Genomic DNA, 16,397 nt, shown 5'->3' with positions numbered 1-16,397 from the left:
TCTTGGTGATTAATATGCAAAAACTTATTTCTATACTCATCCTCCTTTCACTTGGTTGCTCCAGTCAGGAGCAACGTCAGCGCAATGAGATTCTTCCAGGAGCACATCAAACTGAAGAATACTTGCCCTTACTCAAGGGTAAGAATGTAGGAATGACGGTGAATCACAGTTCACTGATTGGCACTACTCATCTTCTCGATTCAATGGTGAAGCTGGATATCAAAGTCACCAAAGTCTTTACACCCGAACATGGATTTACTGGAAAAGTCAGCGATGGACAAGAAGTGAAGTATGACAGTTCTGAAAACTCATTTGAATTGATATCACTTTATGGTAAAAACAAGAAGCCCGATTCTATTCAAATGGCTGATCTCGATATAATGCTCTTTGATATTCAGGATGTAGGCACTCGGTTTTATACCTACATCAGCACCATGCATTACGTGATGGAAGCCTGCGCTGAAAAAGGAATTCCGTTGATTATCCTCGATCGGCCCAACCCAAATGGAAGCTACGTTGATGGTCCTGTTCTCGACATGTCATTAAAGTCTTTCGTAGGCATGCACCCTATCCCGATTGTGCATGGAATGACTGTAGGTGAGCTCGCCATGATGATCAATGATGAAGGTTGGTTGTCAACTGGAAACAAAGTAGACCTGACCGTCATAAAAAATAAGAATTGGAAGCACTCCATGCCTTATTCTTTACCTGTTAAACCTTCCCCAAATCTCCCAGATGATTTGAGTATTTCACTATATCCAAGCTTGTGTTTATTTGAAGGCACCATCATGTCTGTAGGTCGTGGCACAGATCATGCATTTCAACAAATTGGCCACCCTGACTACCCCAATGCACAGCATGGCTTCACCCCTGAGTCTCGCGAGGGAGCTAAGTGGCCTCCTTACGAAGATCTTATGTGCTATGGTGAATCCTGGATCGGGACAAAGCCAAACTACAACTTCACCATCCAGCCATTGATAGACGCCTATCAGACTATGAACCGGGATGATTTCTTCAATGATTATTTTAAGCGACTAGCTGGAACTAATCTGCTTCAAAAACAGATAGAAGAAGGACAAACGGAAAAAGAAATTAGAGAAAGCTGGGAGCCTCAGCTCCGTGATTTTAAAACCAAAAGAAAGCAGTACTTGCTTTATAATGACTGAATGGACTATCAGGGTATACTCAACGTAATAGAAGATAAACTCAAAGGAGAAAAGCTGGAAGGCAACCTTGCCACCTACATACCAGAGTTGGCGAAAATCTCCCCGAATAAGTTAGGCATGCATCTAACAAGTGTTATCGGTGAGGAATTTCACTTTGGCGATTCGGAAGAACGCTTTTCTACTCAAAGTATTTCTAAGGTACTTTCATTGTCTCTGGCTCTGCTTAAGGAGCAGGATGAAAAAATATGGGAGCGAGTGGATGTGGAGCCCTCAGGCGATCCATTCAACTCTCTGGTTCAGCTGGAATATGAGCACGGTATCCCCAGAAATCCTCTGATCAATTCAGGTGCGCTGGTGATCTGTGATATATTGATGACCCACCTGAAGGACCCTAAAAAAGAATACCTGGATTTTGTAAGAAGAGTGGCAGGAAATTCCACTATAGATTACAACGAAAAAGTGGCAGCCTCAGAAAAAGAGGAGGGCTACAGCAACAGAGCCATGATCAATCTGATGAAGGGTTATGGAAACATTCATAATGACGCGGAAGAGGTACTGGATTTTTATTTTGACACATGCTCCTTAAGCATGTCGTGCAGGGAGCTGGCACAAACGTTTCTCATGTTTGCCAATCAAGGCAAGGCATTGCACGATGGGGAGCAAATAATGAGCAAAACACACATCAAAAGAATTAATGCGATCATGCAGACGTGTGGCTTCTATGATGAAGCGGGAGAGTTTGCTTTTCGGGTTGGGCTTCCAGGTAAAAGTGGCGTTGGTGGTGGGATTGTAGCCATCTACCCCAATATGTATAGTGTGGCTGTCTGGAGTCCAAAGCTCAATGAAAAAGGAAACAGCACGGCAGGTATGCGTGCCTTGGAGTTGCTGACAGAGATTACAGGGTCGTCTATTTTTTAGTTCTGCAAATCAGATACTATCTTGAAAATGATAATTAAACTGCACTATCATGAGAGCAAATTGGTTTGAACTCCCCGTAAACGACATGAATCGAGCGAAGAAATTCTATGAGTCCATTTTTAAAATCAAGATGGCTGATAATATGGAGATGGGCACATCCGTGATGTCTTTCTTTCCATTTGTCACAGATCAGGATGGAGCCACCGGCACCTTAATGAAACAGGAAAGCTATGTCCCTTCACATCAAGGTACGCTAGTCTACTTTTCTGTGCCGGAAATCAATGACGTTCTGCCTCTTATTTCTTCATCCGGAGGCAAAGTATTGAATGAAAAAACAGCGATAGGAGAACATGGATTTGTCGCTCACTTTGAGGACTCTGAGGGCAACCGTGTGGCGCTTCATCAAAATGCCAAATGAACAATTTCTAACAAAAAGCCTTTAAGGAATAAACAGACTTCATGAATCAAGATCCCATAGAAAACATCGCTAAAATTCTGCTCACCAAATCCACGATCAAGCAGAAGACTTATCGGAATATTTGTAAGGCATTTAAGCAAATTCAAGATGAAGCTAAAAGCCTGGTGGAAGACCTGAAATCAAAAACATCTGAACGAGACGAAGACATAAAACTTTCCGTCAATGAGGTGAGCGATCAGGAGTTTCACATACGGATTGCGGGAGATCTACTGGTTTTTGTTTTGCATACAAACATCATCACGCTTCCCACCGATTATGAATATAACAAATCCAAGTATGTCGCAGACCAACCACTTCGCAAATACCTGGGTCAAATAAATGTGTACAATTTCATGGCCGATTCGTTTGAGTTTAATCGACTGAATGATCCCGGCTATCTACTTGCTCGTCTTTTAATCAACTCTGAAAACCATTTCATCGTTGAAGGAGATAGGCAGGTTGGCTTTATGTTTGAGACCGTCTCAGCTAAGCCGCTTGAAAATGTAGACTTGAATATTTTGATCAAATTGATCATTGCGCAAGCTGCAGAAAATGATCTGCTTGCACCGCCATTTCCACAGATCCGAAATATTACGGTTCGTGAACAAATGGAAAAAACGCAATCCCTCGGGGGAGGAAACAAAATAGGCTTTCAAATGAGCTACCAAAATGAAACTAAATCTTAATTAAAATGAGCACCATACAATCCAATTACGAAGGAATGAGCATCATCCAGAGACTAATGGTAACTGGTCAGTTTGAAACATTCCAAAAAGCATTGAAGAAGAACAAGCGCAAAGCCAGGAAGATCCTTGAGTCTTTGAAGCTTGATCAGAAATCAATCGAACGACTGCTAAAGTCCTGATCATAAACCCAATTTGATCAGCTATTTTTCCTTTCTTCTCAAGGCAATCAGGTTTCGTATGTTCACCTGACCCATGTAGTTTAGAGAGACCTCCATTGAAGTTTTTATGTTGGGTGTGATGAGTTGGCCAATACTCAGGTAGATGTTAAAATCATCTGCTGGCTGATGTTTGATTTCCATAAATCGTCTGGAAATCTTTCGCTGATACCACCCTCTCCTTTTCTCGGTCATCGTCAAATCAGCTTTCTCATTCATTCGTAGCAATACCTCCGCTCTCATTGATGAAGCAAAGGTATCGCTCGAAATAAAGACTGGTTTTTCAATCATCATCTGTCCACTTGCCAGCGTATAGGTCACAAGCAGAAGCGTGAATACAAACTGTTTTGTTATCACCCAACTCATCATAACTATCTAAACTTTGAGTAGAGTGCTGTATCAATTTGAATTCCGAATCTCTTTTCAGTTTTTACAACTGGCTTTTTAGTTTGGCGAATACCTGCCAGAATAAATGCAGCACCAACCAATACCCAGAGTGTCAATGGCTCGTTGAGAAAGACTACTCCCAACACAACCCCAAAGATTGGCATGATGTAGGTTACTAATGAGGCGTATCCGGCACTCGATTGCTCTATTAGCTTGAAGTAAACAATAAAAGCTATAGCTGTTCCAAAAATGGCTAGCACCAAAATAGAGCCTATGCCAGCCGTACTGACTGACCAAATACTGAATTCTGGGTGTATTAGAAAAGCCAATGGGAGCAAGTACACACTTACTGAAAGAAGCTGCGCAGCTGGAGCTTTGAAGGACTCGGCATTGGAGAAGTGTTTTCTAATGTAGGACAACCCAATACCGTAGCTCGCCGCGGCAACAGTGATTGACAGAATACCCAAAAAGGAACCATTTGCTCCTCTCAGCAAGCTAGGCATAACAAGCACAAGTAAACCAATGAACCCAAGGAGGACACCAAAAATCTTGTTATTAGTAAGTCGCTCATCGGAAATCATGAAGTGCGCAAAAATGATCGTGAAGAGAGGCATCAATCCATTTAGAACTGACGCAAGTGAGCTATCTACGTACTGTTCCCCCCAGTTAATAAGTACGAATGGGATTCCCTGTGCAAATAAACCTGCGACAACAATTTTCTTCCAGTAATCCAGACTGAGAGGGAGTCTTTCTTTCTTTATAAAAAGCAACACATTGAGAATCAAAGCAGCAATAGCTATCCGTAGAGCGGCAAGCATAATCGGTGGAACTTCCCCAACAGCAATTTTGATAAACAAAAACGAAGGCCCCCACAAACATGCCAGCAGGAGGAGCAGATGAATATTCTTGACTTTCATAGTTCTGATTTTTTTATGTATCCAAATTGAACGAGAATGAAAATCGAACGTATTATTAATTTGATGAATTGATTTTGTGTATATCATGAAATAAATTAATATTACATTATGGAAATCAGGCACCTGAAACTCATTCGCGAAGTGGCTGAGACTAAGAGTCTTACCAAGGCTAAAGACGCTCTATTTTTATCTCAATCTGCACTGAGTCATCAGTTGAAAGAGATTGAAAACCAACTCGGTACTCAGCTATTTCACCGGGTAAACAAGCAGTTGATCCTGACCAATGCAGGAAAGATGGTGCTTGACTCTGCCGAAAGAATTTTGAGTGACTTGGAGCGAACGGAGATGTCTATCAAAAAATATGTTTCCGGAACCAGTGGCACGCTCCGGCTAGCAACACAATGCTACACCTGCTACCATTGGCTCCCTTCGCTGATGTCAGATTTCAACAAAGAGTTTCCAAATGTGGAATTGGAGATTTTCCATAACAACGATACGAGCGTTGAAGATCAAATTTTGAACGGAACCATCGATCTGGCGATTATTTATGAAAATTCGGATAGGCAGAACATTGACTATCACGAGCTATTCCGCGATGAAGTGTTTGCATTGGTTCCAACCGGGCATCCCTGGTCGAAAAAACCTTATGTAGAGGCCCAGGATTTTGAGGATCAAACCGTGATCATTCACTCCTATCCCCTTGAATCGGTATCACTCTTTTCGCAGGTCTTGATTCCTGAGGGCGTAAAGCCCAAAAAGGTGATGCAAGTACAGGTAACTGAAGCTGTGGTGGAATTGGTGAAAGCAGGCATGGGAGTAAATGTGATGGCCAAGTGGATCGTGGAGCCCTATCTGCAAGACAACAGGCTAGCGCTAGTGCCTGTGACGAAAAGGGGGATTCATCGAACCTGGCATGCAATTACGCTACAAGATGAAAAACGTCCTCAGTACCTGGAGAATTTCGTTCATCACCTCAGATGTAATATCGGGGGGCTTTGCTGCTGTGTCAACTAGCCCATTTGCTCAAGCTCTTCCTCAGTATAGTCAGTTGGCTGTCCTATATGCCTATACTGCTCTATTTCTTCCTTGAATTCTGCTAATCGAATGCCAATTCGCTTGTAAGCTGGCTTTCCTAGAGGTAAATGCACCGGAGGATTTTCAAGGGTAGTAATCTCATACATCGCATTAACAGCCCGTACTGGATCACCAATTTGATTTCCACTCACCTCACGGATGCTCTCCATGTTTTTGGCGGCTGTTTCCTTATATTCTTCAATGTTAGATTCATTGTAGGTGGCTGACCTCCCCGCCCAATCTGTACGGAAAGGACCTGGTTCCACATTTGTAACTTTGATTCCAATATGGCGAGTCTCGGCAGCTAATGCCTCTCCTATTCCCTCAAGGGCAAACTTGCTCCCATTATAAATGCCTACTCCGGGAAATCCATTTAAACCGGCAATCGAAGTAATATTCAGGATATTACCGCTTCTCTGCTTTCGCATAAATGGCAAAGCCAGCTTGATCATCCTAACACAACCAAAAACATTCACATCAAATTGCCGCTGAATTTCCTCTTCTGAGGTTTCTTCAATTGGGCCCAGGGTTCCATATCCGGCATTATTCACCAGTACATCCAACCGTCCGTATTCTTTTTCAATGAGTTGCTTGGCCTGCTCAATAGTATCTTGCTTTTGGACATCCAGGATTATCCCTTTCACCAACTCAGGATTTATAGATTCCAGCTGTGCAATTTGCTCTTTCTTCCTAACCGTCCCAATTGCGATCTCGCCTTTTTCTGCCACTACCTTCACCAACTCCCTCCCAAAACCTGTAGAACAGCCTGTTATTAACCAAACGCGCTTACTCATAATTTCTTTGTTTGGACGATTCAACAGCGACCGGATGAAAATTGTTCGATTAGTTGATGATCAGTCCGTGACTTTCAATGATCTCCTTCGCTCTATCAGTGTCAAGATATTGAAGAAAGGCCATCACTCTCGCATCATATTTTTCATTGAAATATATCCGCAATGAACGTTTCAGCGGATAATCACCATTATTGATATATCGAGGCTCTGGCTCTACAAAACGTATTGTATCAGATCGGTCAGTTGCAGCTGGTAATGCAATGTTTTTTACCATAGCTGTATAGTAAGCATATCCTATAAACCCGATGCTATTCTTATTGCTAATTACAGAATCCACAATTTCATGATTCTCTCGGGCTACCACGGCGGTTGGTGCCACCTCGAAAATTTTAAAGTGTTCAGTAAAAAAACGCTGGGTACCGGAATTCGAGTCCCTCACCACAGGCAGAATAGCACCTGGCTCACCTCCAATTTCACTCCAGTCCGTAACCAGCCCGGAGTATATGTTGGTTATCTGGCTATCAGATAGTTGACCTATTGGGTTGTCAATGTGGTTAATCAAAACGATTCCATCATACGCTACAATTCTCTGGTTTATTCCATGATCATTTCCAAGTATAGAATCCAGATTAAATGGAAAGGAAGACAACCCAATATCTGCAGTTTGATCTTTTATGGCCATCAACCCGGTTCGGCTACCACCTCCCTCAATCCTTACATCCAGAGTGTCTTGGAGCTTTTTAAAATCCCCAACAAGACTGGAAAATGCCTCATGCATGGATTCGCTTCCTTTGAGAATAAGTGGCTCATAATTTTTTTTCTTCATAACTGTTCCGCAGCTATAGAGGCAGCCTAAAACAAATAGGGAAATGATGTATCTCATAGTTGATTGATTAAAAAAACGAAAGTAGGAAAGGAAAAAATCAGCGTGTTCAACCAGACATTATCGATCTGTTAAGGAATCATTATTTGGTTTCAAATTGTGATCTAATCGTTGAAACTCCTTAACTTCATCCTGTCATTCCAAATAATATTTTACCATGAAGAAACTAACCTACTTACTATCACTGATTTTTGCTTTCAGTTCACTTGCACAGGCTCCCATCACCAGCATCCCTTTTGAGTTGTTTGGAGATCACATCATCATCAAAGTAAGTGTGGACGATTCTGAACCATTGGACTTCATTTTCGATACTGGATCTGGCTACACTGTGCTCGATGAAGATGTAGCTAAACGACTGAACTTATCCGGAAAATCGATTGAGATGAATGAAGCTTCTTCAAACTGGCAGCTTATCAAGCACAATACCATTGCCATCAATCATTTCCTGATGGAAAAAAATATTAAGGTTTACTCTACTGACTTTGATCACCTGGAAATAAGCCTTGGAATGGATATCGATGGGATTGTGGGATACGATCTTTTGAGACACCACTCCATCTATGTGAACTTTGACACGAAGACTATAAATATTTATGACCTGGGGAAGGCTCCTAAAAAGGGTGATGCCATTCCGTTTACGCTGGATACCTCCATTCCTGTGATTAAAGGAGATATTGTCCTAAACAACAATGAACCTCATTACGGAACTTTCTATTTCATCACTGGGGCAGGTACGACCCTGGATTTCAATTCTCCATACGCCAAGCAATGGGATGTGATTAACAAAACCGGAAAGCACTTTTCATACTATGTGAAGGGTCTTTCTGCTAAAGAAACACTACACTATGAGGGTCATGTGATCTCCTTGAAGTTCGGCAATCAACTGATAGAAGACCTTCCGATAGGAATTAGTACGGCCACTGAAGGTATTCAGGCCAGCAAATCTGTTTCGGGGATTATCGGAAGCCAGATCATTCGCATGTACAATTTCACCATTGACTATGGTAGCAAGATGCTCTATCTGGAGAAGGATCATACCTACGACGCAAACTTCAAGGTGAACTGCAGTGGTATTGATGTACAATTGGCAGCTGATAAAAAGCGTGTATTGATCCACCAGGTATTCGAAGACAGCCCTGCTTCTGAAGCAGGCATCAAGCTTAATGATGAGTTGGTTAAAATCAACGGAAAATCAATGGCTGAAGTAAATCTTGCTGAAGTGAAAAAGATGTTGAAAATGGAAGGTGAGACCGTTGATCTAGTTATTAATCAAGGCGGAAAAGAAAAATCCATGTCTCTTAAGCTGAGATCACTTATTGATTAATTCATTGTTTGGTTTCTTTGCACGCCTATGAGCAAAGAACTTCGAATTATTTTTCTTGGTACACCTGATTTTGCAGCTGCAAGTCTGAAAAGGCTGGTTGAAAATGGTGTGAATGTGGTTGCTGTAATCACCGCTCCGGATAAGCCTAAAGGCCGAGGTAAGAAGCTGGCGATTTCGGCAGTTAAAGAATATGCACTGGAAGCAAACCTTCCGGTGCTTCAACCTACCAATTTAAAATCACCGGAATTCCTCGAAGAGCTTAAAAGCTACAATGCCAATCTGCAAATCGTTGTAGCATTTAGGATGCTCCCGGTTGCAGTGTGGGATATGCCGGAGTTGGGCACATTCAATCTACATGCTTCTCTTCTCCCTCAGTATCGGGGTGCTGCACCCATCAATTGGGCTATCATGAATGGCGAGACTCAAACTGGGGTTACCACCTTCTTTTTGAAGCATGAAATTGATACTGGTGAAATAATTTATCAGGAATCAGAACCTATCCACATGAATGACAATGTTGGTTCGCTTTACGATCGCTTGATGAATAAAGGGGCTGATTTGGTTTTGAAGACCGTGCGAGCTATCGAAGATGGTGACTACCCACAAATCCCTCAATCCAACGATCCGGAATTAAAATCTGCGCCAAAGATTTTTAGGGATGACTGCAAGATAGACTGGCAGCAACCCTCTGAAAACATACGAAATTTTATCAGAGGACTATCTCCCTATCCTGCAGCATGGAGTGTGCTTCACGACAAAACCGTAAAGATTTTTGATGTGCGGAAATCATCAGAGGGTACAAACAAGCCTATAGGTGAGTTCTATTCTGATGGGAAGAATTTTATACGGGTGAATACCAAGGATGGTACGCTTGACATTACAGACCTTCAGCTCGAAGGCAAGAAAAGAATGAAAGTGCAGGACTTTTTGCGAGGCTATCAGTTTATCAACTAATCCCTCCACAAAACAACTTCAATGACCCGATTATTATTAACCAACTTAAGACCATGAGCATAGTCGTGGTTAATTTTAATCCATAACAATACGAAGCGTAGGATTTATGATCATATCAATGATAGCGGCAATGGGTAGCAACAGGGTGATCGGCAAAGACAATGACATCCCCTGGCATCTGCCTGATGACTTCAAATATTTTAAGGACACAACCAAAGGACATCACGTACTGATGGGAAGAAAAAACTGGGAATCGCTCCCCCCGTCTTTTCAGCCACTCCCGGGCAGACCCAATGTGATCATTACACGCCAATCAGACTATGATGCTGAAGGTGGGCAGGTAGTACAATCACTGGATCAGGCACTAGACATTGCACGTCAAAACAATGAGGAAGAAGCCTTCATTATTGGTGGTGGAGAAATCTACCGAATGGGATTGAACCTCGCAGATAAAATTTACCTCACAGAAATCAATCAATCATTTGATGGTCAGGTCACCTTCCCGGAGTTTGACAAATCCATCTGGCAAGAAGAATCCCGTATCCACCACCCAACCGACGATAGACACAAGTATTCATTCGATTTCGTTGTATATTCAAGAAAACATTAAATCATCATGGATATTCAGGCTCACAAAAGAACACTTGGGATCATTCACATCGTGTATGGATCACTCATTGCCATTGCATTCATTTTTATAGGAAGTTTAGTTTCAATTCTTTTCCCGTTTATATCAGAGGAAATTGCCAAGGATGTGGGTAATGATGCCGACGAAGTACTTTTTATAGTCGGCTCTATTATCAGAACGGTTTTCATTTTACTACTCATTTTCTCAGCATTACCTTCCATCATTGGAGGTATCGGCCTTCTGCAAAAAAAGAGCTGGGGAGTGGTTATGGCGCTGATTGCCGGGTGTGTCTCTATTTTTAGTTTTCCGTTTGGTACGGCAGTCGGTGTATACAGCATTTACGTATATATGGAGAACAATAAGCATAAGAATGACCAAAATAAAGGATAGTGTTGTTTGGCTTACAGGCGCCAGTTCAGGCATTGGAGAGCAGCTGGCCTATCAACTAGCCGAAAAAGGAGCTAAGCTTATTTTATCAGCCAGAAGGAAAGAAGAGCTTGATCGGGTAAAAGAAGCCTGTAAGTCAGAAACAGTAGAAACGCTGACCCTTGACCTGGAAGATAGCTTCTCATTGATTCAACGTGCGAAAGAAGCAGGAACCATTTTTGGAGATGTAGACATTCTCATCAACAATGGAGGCATTAGTCAGCGCGACACCATCATTAACACAAGCCTTGAGGTAGATCGAAAACTCATGGAGGTCAATTATTTCGGATCTATTACCCTCTCGAAAACCCTCCTTCCTAAAATGGTGGAAAGAAAAAAGGGTCATCATGTGATCATAACCTCAACCGTGGGCATTATTAATACTCCATACCGATCTAGCTATGGAGCCTCCAAACATGCCCTTCATGGTTTCTATGATGCACTAAGAGCAGAACACCACAAAGACGGAATAAAGGTTACCATTGTGCTGCCTGGGTATATTAAAACAAACATCTCCTACAATGCCTTAGTTGGAGATGGTAGCCAGCAAAACAAAATGGATCCAGGGCAAGAAAAGGGGATGTCGCCTGAGAAGTGTGCCAGATTGATAATTAAAGCAATCGAAGCAGATAAACAGGAGACTTACATTGGTGGAATGAAAGAAAAAATGGGCATCTACCTAAAGCGGTTTTGGCCAAAAGCGGCAGCTAAAGCTATAAGGAAACTGAGAGTGAAGTAAGTGAAAAAATTGGTCATCATATTGCTTTTTTCTACAGCGATGCAGTTTTCATTTGGGCAGCAGCCTAAAATGCTCAAGACGAGTGATTTTTCAGGCCAAACTGTCAGCCAGCAATGGGTTTATGTGAAATTGAAGCCGGGAAGAGAGGACTCTCAAATTCAAAACTTATCAAAATCAACCGCAAATAATATTCGTCAAACTTCAATCTCTAACCTGATCAAGGTGCAGGTTCCCGAAGGAGTTGACCCCATCCAGTACTGCAATCAACTCCGTAAATCATCGGCTATTTTTTATGCAGACCCAATTGTGGAGTACTTTCCACTCGCCACCACCAATGATCCGTTAACGAGTAATCAATACTACCTGGATGTCATCCGTGCATATGATGCCTGGAATATCACAACAGGTGACGATGACATTACTATCGGGATTATAGATACTGGGATTGATACGGATCATGAGGATATCGTCAACAATTTATGGGTAAATACAGCAGACCCTATTGACGGTGAGGACAATGATGGAAATGGATATGTAGATGATTACCTTGGCTATGACTTTGCCGATAATGACAATGATCCAAATGTGGAAAATGGTAATCACGGCATGATTGTGGGCGGCATAGCAGGCGCTTCTACCAACAATGGGAAGGGAATAGCCGGTGTTGGCTACAATACCAAGGTTGCTGCCTTAAAAGGATTTCGAACCTCCGATAACTATGGTTCCAGCACCAGCCTATACGGAGCAATTGAGTATGCGGCTGACATGGGGTTTGATGTGATCAATCTGTCATGGGGAAGAATGGGAATCCCCCTCCAATCGGAACAGGATATCATAAACTATGCGGTACTGGAAAAAAACGTGGTAGTAGTGGCAGCAGCGGGGAATGAAGGAGGTAAGTCAACCGAACAAAACAAATTTTACCCAGCCAGCTATGAAAATGTTCTATCAGTAGGAGCTTCAGATGGAAGTGACAATAAGTCCAGCGGATCGACTTTTAATTATTCAGTAGACCTTATTGCACCCGGAGTTTCTATGTACTCCACCATTAAAAATGACGGCTATACCAACGGTGGTCCTGGCACCTCCTATGCAGCCCCACAAGTAGCTGCTGCGGCCGCACTTGTGAAAGATGTGTTCCCCGGCTTATCTGCGTTGCAAATTATGGAGCGGGTAAGATCCACCACCGATGACATTTATGATGTGGGTAATAATTCAGACTATGAGGGTAAGCTTGGGAAAGGCAGGTTGAACGTACTGCGAGCGGTGAGTGAGACAAACGTGAAATCACTAAGAGCCGAAAGTCCCACACTCACTTCCAGCTTTGGCGAAACTGTATTTTTTGGAGATACGGTAAAGGTATCCGCCTTGTTAACCAATTACCTCTCGGCTATTAATAACCCTACTGTTACCATCTCCTCCCCCAACAATGATTTCATTATATCGCAGGGTTCGTTTCAGCCCGGATATCTGAATACATTGGATACCAAAAACATTTCGTTTGAAGTGATTTTAAACAAAGATATCGCTCCTGAAACCACCATTGGTATTCGGTTTGATTATAGCGGGAGTAGCTACAATGACTTCCAATATCTGGATGTGACCACCTCTCCAGATTATGCTGATTTTGGAAATGATGTGCTTAGCATGACCATTAGTGGTGATGGAGATCTGGGGTTTAACGAGTATGGACCAAACTTTGAAGGTTCTGGCTTCAGGTACAATCTGGACACCTTAATGACCTATACAGGTCTTATGTTGGCTACCAATGGCTCAAGCGTTTCAGATAATATCATTACGAGCTACTCCAATCAGTCAAGAAATCAGGATTTCAATGTCCAAAAGAACTATAAGCTTTACCATCATCCTGGAGCTGATCATTTTGGATATTCAGAGTTCAATGACCTCAATCGAGCAGTCCTTGTCGAGCAATCAAACATTACATGGGTAGATGAAGATTTTTTGATTATCCGATATCGACTTGTCAATACATCAGCATCAGCCATCAACAATCTTTCTGTTGGAATTTTTGCGGACTGGGACTTGGACGATGAAACAACCAACTATGCTGAGTATAACGGAACCAACCATTACATTTTTGCTCGGAATTCAACCAGCGATTTGTTTGCAGGAGTTCAGGTATTAGGTGGGGATAATCCTGAGTTTAGCGCAATCGACATGGGAGCGCACAATGGAAATTCTCAGGATGTTAATGACCTTTTCAATGACGCAACCAAGTATGACTACCTTGTAAATCAGGATAAATTGACGGCAGGTGGTGTGGGTGCAGGAAATGATGTAGCGACCATCAATGGTGTAACCATCACGCAGCTAAATGCATACTCTGAAGAGTACGTGAATGTGATATATGCTGTCGCGAACTCTCAGTCCAACCTTGAGTTGGCTTTTCAAGATGCAAGCAGTCGCTTAGATGATTTCCTGCAAAAGCCACGGGTTTTGGAAACATTCTATACCTGCGATGGATTTTCTGTGGAAATCAATCCCTCCGCAGGAACTCAATATGAATTCTATGAAGACCCATTGGGTCAAACACAAATCGGTGGTGTGGCTGAATCGATTAATGTGAGTACATCACAAGACACGACCTTTTACGTGAAAAATGTAGATCAAAACTATCCTTCTGACATTTTTGAGGTTCGATTAAATCTTCTCAATGAAATAGCCAACTTTGAAATGTCCACCGACACACTTTATCTGGATCACCCTACCACCAATGTAGTCCAGTTCACAGACAAAAGCCTTAATGCCATTTCGTGGAACTGGGATTTTGATCAGGGCACTTTAGCATCTATTCAGCACCCGTCCCTTTCTTTCTCTACTCCTGGCACCTACACAATCTCTCTAATGATAGAAAACGAACAAGGATGTATGGATACTTTTGAAAAAGATCTGGTTGTTGCAAACCGCCCCACAGCCCCATCCTTTCCTGGTGCTAGTATTTGCCCCGGAGATGATGTTACTATCTCAGAGCCGAGTGCCGAGAAAATTTACCTTTATGCATTTCGGAACCAATCCGAGCCCTCACTTGGTGGACAGGATCTTTTGATTGAGTCAATCCAGAGAGACACAATCATCTATGTAAGTGGTGTATATGGATCTTTTGAAAGTAAAAAGGTTGCCTACCATATAGATGTGATGGAAGTAAGTGGAAAAGTGCTGGTAGCGCCTGATACCTTGAGTGCAGATCACAACCTCACTTTTTCAGCTAATGACCTTGCCGAAGGCTCTACATTGGAGTGGTTTATTGATGGGGTTTCCGCTGGGACCTCAGCCTCATTAACCATTCCTGCTACCAATGGATTGATCAATGCTGAGCTAGAAATTACTAGCAACAATAACTGCATCAGAAGGATTACGAAAACCTTTTTCGTAAGCTCCTCTCCTTTTGCATCTCATACGGATATCGTTTCTTGCTCTGGCGGTGAAGTAGAAATCCTCCCACAAAGCGGAGACTTTTTTGGCTTCTACGAGGATCCTGATCTTACCACACTAATTAAGAAGGGAAAGAGTCTAAAGACAGCAGATTATTCAAAAGTATATGTGGTAAGTCTGGAAGATGGGCTGCCTGGAATGCCAATTGAGGTAAACATTACAGTAGAGACTCCAGAAATAGAGATAAGCCATATTACGTCCAAAGTAGGAGCAAAAAACAAGGTTCAGCTTTTTGGTGTGAGTGATGATGATGTGGCTTCCTACCAATGGTATGTCAATGATGAGTTGCTAGAAACACTTCAAAATCCTACTTTTTTTCTAGATAATCAGGCTTACGAAATCGTAGCTGAAATCATCACGCTCTCTGGCTGTAAATCAAGTGATACGCTTATACTAAATTTCTCTGATCCACTTTCTGCCAAAGAAGAAAATAACTTCTTCATCTTTCCTAACCCAACAAATGGTAAGGTCGAGATCGTATCGGAAGGTGAAATAGATGAGCTGAAAGTTTTTAGCCTGGATGGAAAAGAAATCTGGAGTATAGCATCGCCTTCAAAATACCTGGACCTATCCTCTCTGCAAAAAGGGACATACGTGATTAAAATTTTCAAAGGTGATGCGAGCTTCCAACAACAAGTACTTATTGAGTAATTACTTGATCATATCCTTAACGAATTCCTTTTCATAGGTCATCTTATATCCCCAATACCACATTTGCTTTTCGATCCACTCAACTCGTCTCTGAACATACGGACTTGGGCTTACCGCAGAATATCTTTTCGGACTAGGGAGAATCGCGGCGAGTCTGGCTGCCTGGGTCACGCTTAGTCCTTTTGCCGGGCGTTTGAAATAAGCTTGTGAGGCAGCCTCTGCTCCAAAGATTCCATCGCCAAACTCTGCTACATTGAGGTATACCTCCATGATGCGCTGCTTGCTCCAGACCATTTCAATCAGCAACGAAAAATAGAGCTCAGCAGCCTTTCTCACCCACGTTCGATCGGGCCACAAAAAGACATTCTTGGCCACTTGCTGAGTAATGGTACTGGCTCCTCTCATATTACCCCCACGTTTGTTTACCTCCTCAGCTTTTTTAATTGACCGAAAGTCCAGCCCTGCATGAAGTAAAAAATATTGATCCTCCGCACACATGACAGCAAGTTGTAAACGCTCTGAAATATCCTCCAAGTCTCTCCACTCGTAGGCAATCTTCTTCGATTGGCCTTCTATCACCATTAGCTTCGTTAGTGGTATAGGAATAAAGGCATAAATCACCACCCAAAGCAAGGTTAGGATATTGAATAGAAGGATAAATCCAGCTATAGGTCTGATTATGTGGAATATGATTTTTTTCAAATTTTCTTACCTTAAATTCGTGT

Annotated in this window: 17 protein-coding genes; 12 read left to right on the top strand and 5 right to left on the bottom strand. The window is 42.3% G+C overall.

The annotated features are described in order from the left end of the window. Positions 1 to 14 precede the first annotated feature (14 nt). From ACEQZT_RS05285 to ACEQZT_RS05265, 5 genes are read left to right on the top strand one after another with little or no spacing between them, the layout of a single operon-like run. The gene (locus ACEQZT_RS05285; RefSeq protein WP_370087959.1) at positions 15 to 1,166 is read left to right on the top strand and encodes an exo-beta-N-acetylmuramidase NamZ domain-containing protein; all 1,152 of its coding nucleotides are present in this window, start codon (positions 15 to 17) and stop codon (positions 1,164 to 1,166) included. Beyond that, positions 1,167 to 2,084, top strand: coding sequence for a glutaminase (locus ACEQZT_RS05280; protein ID WP_370087957.1), 918 nt, complete (start codon positions 1,167 to 1,169; stop codon positions 2,082 to 2,084). Positions 2,085 to 2,133: 49 nt separating this feature from the next. Next, the gene (locus tag ACEQZT_RS05275) at positions 2,134 to 2,502 is read left to right on the top strand and encodes a VOC family protein (protein ID WP_370087955.1); all 369 of its coding nucleotides are present in this window, start codon (positions 2,134 to 2,136) and stop codon (positions 2,500 to 2,502) included. A gap of 41 nt (positions 2,503 to 2,543) precedes the next feature. Continuing rightward, a complete protein-coding gene (locus ACEQZT_RS05270; protein WP_370087953.1) occupies positions 2,544 to 3,227 on the top strand; it encodes a hypothetical protein in 684 nt (227 codons plus the stop codon). Positions 3,228 to 3,232: 5 nt separating this feature from the next. Then, positions 3,233 to 3,406, top strand: coding sequence for a hypothetical protein (locus ACEQZT_RS05265; protein WP_370087951.1), 174 nt, complete (start codon positions 3,233 to 3,235; stop codon positions 3,404 to 3,406). Between the two features lie 21 nt (positions 3,407 to 3,427). Here ACEQZT_RS05265 and ACEQZT_RS05260 read toward each other — a convergent pair whose 3' ends face one another. Both ACEQZT_RS05260 and ACEQZT_RS05255 read right to left on the bottom strand, forming a co-directional pair. Beyond that, a complete protein-coding gene (locus ACEQZT_RS05260) occupies positions 3,428 to 3,811 on the bottom strand; it encodes a hypothetical protein (RefSeq protein ID WP_370087949.1) in 384 nt (127 codons plus the stop codon). Between the two features lie 2 nt (positions 3,812 to 3,813). Beyond that, on the bottom strand, positions 3,814 to 4,746 hold the full coding sequence (locus ACEQZT_RS05255) for a DMT family transporter (protein ID WP_370087947.1): 933 nt from the start codon (positions 4,744 to 4,746) through the stop codon (positions 3,814 to 3,816). 108 nt (positions 4,747 to 4,854) lie between these two features. Here ACEQZT_RS05255 and ACEQZT_RS05250 point away from each other — a divergent pair, with 108 nt between their 5' ends. After that, complete coding sequence (locus tag ACEQZT_RS05250; protein WP_370087945.1) at positions 4,855 to 5,760, top strand: LysR family transcriptional regulator; 906 nt, start codon at positions 4,855 to 4,857, stop codon at positions 5,758 to 5,760. Here the strand turns inward: ACEQZT_RS05250 and ACEQZT_RS05245 are convergent. Beyond that, positions 5,757 to 6,614, bottom strand: coding sequence for an oxidoreductase (locus tag ACEQZT_RS05245; RefSeq protein WP_370087943.1), 858 nt, complete (start codon positions 6,612 to 6,614; stop codon positions 5,757 to 5,759). The two genes, ACEQZT_RS05250 and ACEQZT_RS05245, sit on opposite strands and share 4 nt — an antisense overlap. A gap of 49 nt (positions 6,615 to 6,663) precedes the next feature. Beyond that, positions 6,664 to 7,497, bottom strand: a complete 834-nt coding sequence (locus ACEQZT_RS05240) for a PstS family phosphate ABC transporter substrate-binding protein (RefSeq protein WP_370087941.1) — start codon at positions 7,495 to 7,497, stop codon at positions 6,664 to 6,666. A 157-nt stretch (positions 7,498 to 7,654) separates the two neighbouring features. On the opposite strand from ACEQZT_RS05240, the gene ACEQZT_RS05235 reads away from it, so the two are divergent. The 6 genes from ACEQZT_RS05235 to ACEQZT_RS05210 all read left to right on the top strand — a co-directional run bounded on the left by ACEQZT_RS05235 (position 7,655) and on the right by ACEQZT_RS05210 (position 15,672). Continuing rightward, positions 7,655 to 8,821 (top strand): PDZ domain-containing protein, encoded by a 1,167-nt coding sequence (locus ACEQZT_RS05235; RefSeq protein WP_370087939.1) that lies wholly within the window; start codon positions 7,655 to 7,657, stop codon positions 8,819 to 8,821. A gap of 27 nt (positions 8,822 to 8,848) precedes the next feature. Further along, positions 8,849 to 9,775 carry a methionyl-tRNA formyltransferase gene (fmt, locus tag ACEQZT_RS05230; protein ID WP_370087937.1) on the top strand — a complete coding sequence of 309 codons (927 nt, stop codon included), beginning with the start codon at positions 8,849 to 8,851 and terminating at the stop codon, positions 9,773 to 9,775. Between the two features lie 106 nt (positions 9,776 to 9,881). After that, on the top strand, positions 9,882 to 10,385 hold the full coding sequence (locus tag ACEQZT_RS05225; protein ID WP_370087935.1) for a dihydrofolate reductase: 504 nt from the start codon (positions 9,882 to 9,884) through the stop codon (positions 10,383 to 10,385). Between the two features lie 6 nt (positions 10,386 to 10,391). After that, positions 10,392 to 10,793: a hypothetical protein gene (locus tag ACEQZT_RS05220; RefSeq protein WP_370087933.1), complete on the top strand. Its 402-nt coding sequence runs from the start codon at positions 10,392 to 10,394 to the stop codon at positions 10,791 to 10,793. Next, on the top strand, positions 10,774 to 11,568 hold the full coding sequence (locus ACEQZT_RS05215) for an SDR family oxidoreductase (RefSeq protein WP_370087931.1): 795 nt from the start codon (positions 10,774 to 10,776) through the stop codon (positions 11,566 to 11,568). The genes ACEQZT_RS05220 and ACEQZT_RS05215 overlap by 20 nt, the downstream gene beginning before the upstream one ends. Next, the gene (locus ACEQZT_RS05210; RefSeq protein ID WP_370087929.1) at positions 11,569 to 15,672 is read left to right on the top strand and encodes a S8 family serine peptidase; all 4,104 of its coding nucleotides are present in this window, start codon (positions 11,569 to 11,571) and stop codon (positions 15,670 to 15,672) included. Here ACEQZT_RS05210 and mtgA read toward each other — a convergent pair whose 3' ends face one another. Further along, the gene (gene mtgA / locus ACEQZT_RS05205; RefSeq protein WP_370087927.1) at positions 15,673 to 16,374 is read right to left on the bottom strand and encodes a monofunctional biosynthetic peptidoglycan transglycosylase; all 702 of its coding nucleotides are present in this window, start codon (positions 16,372 to 16,374) and stop codon (positions 15,673 to 15,675) included. Positions 16,375 to 16,397 lie beyond the last annotated feature (23 nt).

The organism is Ekhidna sp., from assembly GCF_964218185.1.
In the GTDB taxonomy this organism is placed as follows: domain Bacteria; phylum Bacteroidota; class Bacteroidia; order Cytophagales; family Cyclobacteriaceae; genus Ekhidna.
Note: the sequence above shows the minus strand (reverse complement) of the source record. Positions and strands in the feature narration are given on the sequence as shown.

What these genes read in the sequence shown, in the direction of transcription:
- ACEQZT_RS05285 (WP_370087959.1), top strand. Translation starts at nt 15, where the DNA reads ATGCAAAAACTTATTTCTATACTCATCCTCCTTTCACTTGGTTGCTCC.
- ACEQZT_RS05280 (WP_370087957.1), top strand. Translation starts at nt 1,167, where the DNA reads ATGGACTATCAGGGTATACTCAACGTAATAGAAGATAAACTCAAAGGA.
- ACEQZT_RS05275 (WP_370087955.1), top strand. Translation starts at nt 2,134, where the DNA reads ATGAGAGCAAATTGGTTTGAACTCCCCGTAAACGACATGAATCGAGCG.
- ACEQZT_RS05270 (WP_370087953.1), top strand. Translation starts at nt 2,544, where the DNA reads ATGAATCAAGATCCCATAGAAAACATCGCTAAAATTCTGCTCACCAAA.
- ACEQZT_RS05265 (WP_370087951.1), top strand. Translation starts at nt 3,233, where the DNA reads ATGAGCACCATACAATCCAATTACGAAGGAATGAGCATCATCCAGAGA.
- ACEQZT_RS05260 (WP_370087949.1), bottom strand. Translation starts at nt 3,811, where the DNA reads ATGATGAGTTGGGTGATAACAAAACAGTTTGTATTCACGCTTCTGCTT.
- ACEQZT_RS05255 (WP_370087947.1), bottom strand. Translation starts at nt 4,746, where the DNA reads ATGAAAGTCAAGAATATTCATCTGCTCCTCCTGCTGGCATGTTTGTGG.
- ACEQZT_RS05250 (WP_370087945.1), top strand. Translation starts at nt 4,855, where the DNA reads ATGGAAATCAGGCACCTGAAACTCATTCGCGAAGTGGCTGAGACTAAG.
- ACEQZT_RS05245 (WP_370087943.1), bottom strand. Translation starts at nt 6,614, where the DNA reads ATGAGTAAGCGCGTTTGGTTAATAACAGGCTGTTCTACAGGTTTTGGG.
- ACEQZT_RS05240 (WP_370087941.1), bottom strand. Translation starts at nt 7,497, where the DNA reads ATGAGATACATCATTTCCCTATTTGTTTTAGGCTGCCTCTATAGCTGC.
- ACEQZT_RS05235 (WP_370087939.1), top strand. Translation starts at nt 7,655, where the DNA reads ATGAAGAAACTAACCTACTTACTATCACTGATTTTTGCTTTCAGTTCA.
- fmt (WP_370087937.1), top strand. Translation starts at nt 8,849, where the DNA reads ATGAGCAAAGAACTTCGAATTATTTTTCTTGGTACACCTGATTTTGCA.
- ACEQZT_RS05225 (WP_370087935.1), top strand. Translation starts at nt 9,882, where the DNA reads ATGATCATATCAATGATAGCGGCAATGGGTAGCAACAGGGTGATCGGC.
- ACEQZT_RS05220 (WP_370087933.1), top strand. Translation starts at nt 10,392, where the DNA reads ATGGATATTCAGGCTCACAAAAGAACACTTGGGATCATTCACATCGTG.
- ACEQZT_RS05215 (WP_370087931.1), top strand. Translation starts at nt 10,774, where the DNA reads ATGACCAAAATAAAGGATAGTGTTGTTTGGCTTACAGGCGCCAGTTCA.